Source organism: Streptomyces sp. NPDC054840 (assembly GCF_053611065.1).
In genome coordinates, this window is the sequence record NZ_JBSGZP010000470.1 from 1 (window position 1) to 5918 (window position 5918).

A 5918-nucleotide genomic window follows, 5' to 3' on the forward strand; every position below is an offset into this window, starting at 1 on the left:
CAGGGGGACCGCCCACGGGGCGAAGGTCTTCTGGGCGGACGCACCGGTTTTCGCGGTGATCCGGGCGGGCGGCCCGGTGGCCGTTCCGAACCGCTGGTATCCGCCGACGGCCCCGGCCACGAGCAGCAGTCCTACCCCGGCCCCCACCGCCATCCGGGTCCGCCGACGGGCCCGCCGGCGCGGCGGCGCCCCGGGTCCGGTGGCGATCCGCTCGCGCCGGTGGGTGACCTGCTCCGGCTCGACGGGCCGCCGCGGCTGCGGGACGAAGGCCTGGGTGTCCTCGGCGGTCGGGTACGCGATCGCCCGCATCTCGGCGATCAGCTCGTCGGCGGTGGGCCGCTCCGCCGGATCCTTCGCCAGGCAGCGGGCGACCAGCGGTGCGAGCCGCGGCGGCAGCCCGGTCAGATCGGGCTCGCTGTGCACCACCTGGTACGCCACCAGGTAGTGGCTGTCCGAGTCGAACGGCCCGTGCCCCGTCGCCGCGTGCACGAGCACGGACCCCAGGGCGAAGACGTCCGCGGCCGTCCCCACGTCCCGCGGTCGCTGGAACTGCTCGGGGGCCATGTAGGGCGGAGTACCGATCAGCTTGCCGGTCTCGGTCCGCAGGTCACTGTCGGCCGGACGCGAGATCCCGAAGTCGATGACCCGCACGCCGTCCGGAGCCATCAGCACGTTGCTGGGCTTCAGGTCCCGGTGCACCACTCCGGCCCGGTGGATGTCCCGCAGGGCCTCGGCCAGGCCGGCGGCGAGCCGGGTCAGCTCGGTGCGGTCCAGCACCCGCTCCCGTACCTGTTCGGCGAGCGTCGGCGCGTCGATGAACAGGGTGGCCATCCACGGCCGCTCGGCATCGGGATCGGCATCCACGACCGGGGCGGTGAACGCCCCGCTCACCCGCCGGGCGGCGGCGACCTCCTGGCGGAACCGGGCCCGGAACTCCGGATCCACCGCGTGCTCGGGGTGCACGATCTTGACGGCGAGTTTCAGCCCCGAGCCGGACGTGGCCAGATGGACGACGCCCATCCCTCCGGAACCGAGCACCGATTCGAGCCGGTACTGCCCGGCGTACTCCGGAAAACCCGCGTAGTCCGCGCGCCGCGACTGCACCGCTCACCACCCCCGCCGGAGCCTAGTCGATGACCCCTGGGCACCTCCAAGGTCCTGCTACCCTGCGCGAGTTGCGCACGGCAACACCCATGGGGGGAGATTTCGTATGTCGGTGGAGAACGATTCGAGCCAAGTCCAGAGCCTGGAGTCCGGCTCCGGCTACCCGTCCTACCCGGTGGCTCCCGGCTACCGGGTGAACGTCCGCAGCGGCCCCGGCACCAACTACTCGGTGATCGACGTCCTGCCGTACGGCGCGATCGTCACGCTCCGCTGCCAGTGCGAGGGCACCACCGTCTCGGGTCCGTACGGCACGACCGACATCTGGGACTGCATCGGCAACGGCCGGTTCGTCTCCGACGCGTACGTGAAGACGGGCAGCGACGGCTACGTCGTCACCCAGTGCGGCTGACCGTCCCGGACGGGATCGCGGTCCCGGTACCCGGCTGAGCGTCCGCGGCGTCCCGGGGCGGCGACCAGGGGCGACGGCAGGGATGAGTGGTGCCGGACCCGTCTGACACGTGAGACACACCCGGCCCGACCGGCCCGGCGAGGGATAATCGCTGCTGTGAGCGACGACCAGCGAGACCAGACCCCCGCCGAGCCGGCCGCGCAGGCCCCGGTGCCCGCCGGCCCGCAGCCCGAGCCGATCCGCTTCTTCGGCACCACCTGGGTCGAGCACGACGGCGGCTACGCACTGCTCCGCGTCGGCCTCGCCATCGGCTCGCTGGCCACCGCCGTGGCCTCCGCCATGATGCTCCGCTTCGCCTACGAGGGGCTGGAGCTCGGCAACGTCGGTCCCTTCCTCAGCATCTCGGTCGTCGTCCTCTTCGCGATCGCCAGCTCGATCGCCTTCACCAAGACCTGGGCCTCCTTCAGTCGCCGCCCCGCGCCGTCCTCCGACGAGGCCGCCCTCAAGGGCCTCAAGACGATCGGTTTCATCGGTTCCCTGATCGCGTACTTCCTGCGCTGCCTCGGGGAGGCGCCGGGCGAGAAGCTCCGCCGCGCCGAGTACGAGCGCGCCCAGGCCGACTACGCCCGCCGCCGCAGCACCCGTGCGGGGAACCCGGCCACCCGCCGCCCCAAGCGCAAGAAGTAGTCCCCGCGCGGCGCCGCGGCGCCGCGGCGAGAAGCAGCCGCATCCGTCCCGGTGATTGACGTCGTGGCACCGCCAGGAGCATTATTCATCACATGATGAATAACCAGGCGGAGGAGCACCCGGCCGCCGTCCACGCCCATGACCTGACCGTCCGCCGAGGCACCGGCCGCTCCCCCCGCACCGTCCTCGACTCCCTCGCCTTCGACGTGCCCCGCGGCCGCATCACCGGCCTCCTCGGCCCCTCCGGCTGCGGAAAGTCCACCCTCATGCGCGCCATAGTCGGGACCCAGGCCCACGTCACCGGCACCCTCGACGTCCTCGGCCACCCCGCGGGCCACCCCACCCTCCGCTCCCGCATCGGCTACGTCACCCAGGCGCCCAGCGTCTACGACGACCTCACGATCCGGCAGAACCTCGACTACTTCGCCGCCGTCCTCGACCCCGGCCGCGCCGCCGCCGACCGCCGCGCCGCCGCGGTCACCCGCGCCATCACCGACGTCGACCTCACCAGCCGCGCCGGCGCCCTCGCCGGCAACCTCTCCGGCGGCCAGCGCAGCCGCGTCTCCCTCGCCGTCGCCCTGCTCGGCACCCCCGAGCTCCTGGTCCTCGACGAACCCACCGTCGGCCTCGACCCCGTCCTGCGCCGCGACCTGTGGAACCTCTTCCACGACATCACCGCCACCCGCGGCGCGACGATCCTCGTCTCCTCCCACGTCATGGACGAGGCCGAGCGCTGCCACGACCTGCTCCTCATGCGCGAGGGCCGCATCCTCGCCCAGGACACCCCCGACGCACTGCGTACCCGCACCCACGCCACCACCGTCGAAGAGGGCTTCCTGCGCCTCGTCGACGAAGCCGATGCCAAGGCCGATGCCGCCGCCGACGCGGCCGCCGATGCCTCCGAGATCACCGCCCTCCGGGAGCAGACCCGATGAACGCCGCCCGCACCACCGCCACCGCCGCCCGCGTCCTGCGCCAGCTCCGCCACGACCCGCGCTCCATCGCGCTGATGCTCCTGGTCCCCGTACTGATGCTCACCCTGCTGCGGTTCGTCTTCGACGGCAGCCCCAAGACCTTCGACGGCATCGGCGCCTCGCTCCTCGGGATCTTCCCCCTCATCACCATGTTCCTGGTGACCTCCATCGCCACCCTGCGCGAACGCACCTCCGGAACCCTGGAACGCCTCCTCGCCATGCCGCTCGGCAAGGGCGACCTCATCGCCGGCTACGCCCTCGCCTTCGGCGCCGTCGCCGTCCTCCAGTCCCTCCTCGCCACCGGCCTCGCCCTCTGGGCCCTCGGCCTCGACGTCGTCGGATCCCCCTGGCTCCTCCTCCTCGTAGCCCTCCTCGACGCCCTCCTCGGCACCGCACTCGGCCTCTTCGTCTCCGCCTTCGCGGCCTCCGAGTTCCAGGCCGTCCAGTTCATGCCGGCGGTGATCTTCCCTCAGCTGCTCCTCTGCGGCCTCTTCGCCGCCCGCAACACCATGCACCCCGTTCTCGAAGGGCTCTCCGACGTTCTGCCCATGTCCTACGCCGTCGACGGCATGACCCAGGTCCTCACCCACACCGACATGACCGCCGACTTCGTCCGCGACGCCGCGATCGTCGCCGCCTGCGCCCTGCTCGTCCTCGCCCTCGGCGCGGTCACCCTGCGCCGCCGCACCCCCTGACCGCACTGCGGACAGCGCCTCCCCGGTGCCCGCCCGGGTGCAAGGATGAAGACGTATACGTAGCTCACGCGCACGCACAGTTCGGCGAGGTGGATCGGGCATGACCCAGACAGTGGCAGTCCTCGGTACCGGCAAGATCGGCGAGGCCCTGCTCAGCGGAATGATCCGCGGCGGCTGGCCCGCCTCGAAGCTCCTCGTCACCGCCCGCCGCAGCGAACGGGCCGAGGAACTGCGCACCCGCTACGGGGTCGAGGCCGTCACCAACGCCGAGGCCGCCAAGCGCGCCGACACCCTCATCCTCACCGTCAAGCCCCAGGACATGGCCAAGCTCCTCGACGAGCTCGCCCCGCACGTCCCCGCCGACCGCCTGGTCATCAGCGGCGCCGCCGGCGTTCCCACAGCCTTCTTCGAGGAACGGCTCAGCGCCGGCACGCCCGTCGTCCGCGTCATGACGAACACCCCCGCGCTCGTCGACGAGGCCATGTCCGTCATCTCCGCCGGCAGCCACGCCACCGCGGACCACCTCGCCCACACCGAGGAGATCTTCGGGAGCGTCGGCAAGACCCTGCGGGTCCCCGAGTCCCAGCAGGACGCGGCCACCGCCCTCTCCGGCTCCGGACCCGCCTACTTCTACTTCCTCGTCGAGGCCATGACCGACGCCGGCATCCTCCTGGGCCTGCCCCGCGCCCAGGCCCACGACCTGATCGTCCAGGCCGCCATCGGCGCCGCCGTCATGCTCCGCGACAGCGGCGAACACCCGGTCAAGCTCCGCGAGGCCGTCACCTCCCCGGCCGGCACCACGATCAACGCCATCGTCGAGCTGGAGAAGCACGGCGTACGCGCCGCCCTCATCGCCGCCCTCGAAGCGGCCCGCGACCGTAGCCGCGAGCTCGCCTCCGGCAACAGCTGAGCATCCGTACCGGTGGGGGCCCGCGGCATACGGGCCCCCACCCGTCACGGCTCCAGCAGCCCGATGGCCCGGTACGCCCGGTCCACCACCGGCCGCGCCAGCTCCCTGGCCCGCCCGGCCCCCTCCCGCAGCACCTTCTCCACCTCCGCCGGATCGCCCGCCAGTTCAGCGTGCCGCTCCCGCAGGGGCCGCAGCAGCTCGACCACCGCGTCGGCGACATCCCGCTTCAGCGCCCCGTATCCGCTGTACCCCTCGGCGAGCACGGCCGGATCACCCCCGGCACACGACGCCAGGATCTCCAGCAGATTGGCGACCCCCGGCCGTGCCTCCCGGTCGTAGACCACGCCGTCGTCCCCGCTGTCGGTGACCGCCCGCATCACCTTCTTGCGCACGACCCCCGGCTCGTCGAGCAGATAGACGATTCCCGCCCCGCTCTCGTGGGACTTCCCCATCTTCGACGTCGGATCCTGCAGGTCCATGACCCGTGCGGCCACCGCGGGAACCGTCGCCTTCGGGACGGTGAAGGTGTGCCCGTACCGCTGGTTGAACCGCACCGCCAGATCCCGGGTCAACTCGACGTGCTGCCGCTGGTCCTCCCCGACCGGCACCTCCTGCGCCCCGTACGCCAGGATGTCGGCGGCCATCAGCACGGGATAGGTGAGCAGCGACAGCCGTACCCCTTCCCCGGAGACCCGCGCCTTCGCCGTCCTCTCCTTGTACTGGATCATCCGCCGCAGCTCCCCGTCGGTGGCGGTGCACTCCAGGAGGTACGCGAGCCGGGTGTGCTCGTCGACATGGCTCTGCACGAAGAGGGTGCACCGCTGCGGATCCAGCCCGGCGGCCAGCAACAGCGTCGCCGCCTGCCGGCTCAGCCTCCGTACGCGCGCCGGCTCGTGCGCGACGGTCAGCGCGTGCAGATCGACGACGCAGAACAGCGCGGACTCGGGTGTCCGGTCGGCGGCGACCCACTGCCGTACGGCCCCCAGGTAGTTGCCCAGCGTCAGGTGTCCGGTGGGCTTGATCCCGCTGAAGATCCTCGGAGTCGTCGTCATGTCCTGCTCTCCTGGTGTGAGTGGTGTCGGTGCCACCGCGCCGGGCGACCGAGCCACTCCCGGGAGGGGAGAAACAAAAACGGCCGC

At 72.1% G+C, this 5918-nt stretch carries 7 protein-coding genes; 5 read left to right on the plus strand and 2 right to left on the minus strand.

Annotated elements, in window-relative coordinates; all coding sequences use genetic code 11:
- On the minus strand, positions 1–1104 hold a 1104-nt coding region (locus ACWGIU_RS27100), incomplete at its 3' end, for a serine/threonine-protein kinase (RefSeq protein WP_453710003.1).
- A gap of 106 nt (positions 1105–1210) precedes the next feature.
- Between ACWGIU_RS27100 and ACWGIU_RS27105 the strand changes: the two genes are divergently transcribed.
- The 5 genes from ACWGIU_RS27105 to proC all read left to right on the plus strand — a co-directional run bounded on the left by ACWGIU_RS27105 (position 1211) and on the right by proC (position 4779).
- The gene (locus ACWGIU_RS27105; protein ID WP_453710005.1) at positions 1211–1513 is read left to right on the plus strand and encodes an SH3 domain-containing protein; all 303 of its coding nucleotides are present in this window, start codon (positions 1211–1213) and stop codon (positions 1511–1513) included.
- 156 nt (positions 1514–1669) lie between these two features.
- Positions 1670–2200: a hypothetical protein gene (locus tag ACWGIU_RS27110; protein ID WP_453710007.1), complete on the plus strand. Its 531-nt coding sequence runs from the start codon at positions 1670–1672 to the stop codon at positions 2198–2200.
- Positions 2201–2292: 92 nt separating this feature from the next.
- The gene (locus ACWGIU_RS27115; protein WP_453710009.1) at positions 2293–3135 is read left to right on the plus strand and encodes an ABC transporter ATP-binding protein; all 843 of its coding nucleotides are present in this window, start codon (positions 2293–2295) and stop codon (positions 3133–3135) included.
- Positions 3132–3869 carry an ABC transporter permease gene (locus ACWGIU_RS27120; RefSeq protein WP_453710011.1) on the plus strand — a complete coding sequence of 246 codons (738 nt, stop codon included), beginning with the start codon at positions 3132–3134 and terminating at the stop codon, positions 3867–3869. The genes ACWGIU_RS27115 and ACWGIU_RS27120 overlap by 4 nt, the downstream gene beginning before the upstream one ends.
- A 100-nt stretch (positions 3870–3969) precedes the next feature.
- Positions 3970–4779, plus strand: coding sequence for a pyrroline-5-carboxylate reductase (proC, locus tag ACWGIU_RS27125; RefSeq protein WP_453710013.1), 810 nt, complete (start codon positions 3970–3972; stop codon positions 4777–4779).
- 44 nt (positions 4780–4823) lie between these two features.
- On the opposite strand, the gene trpS is transcribed toward proC, so the two are convergent.
- Complete coding sequence (gene trpS, locus ACWGIU_RS27130; RefSeq protein ID WP_453710015.1) at positions 4824–5831, minus strand: tryptophan--tRNA ligase; 1008 nt, start codon at positions 5829–5831, stop codon at positions 4824–4826.
- Between the last annotated feature and the right edge of the window lie 87 nt (positions 5832–5918).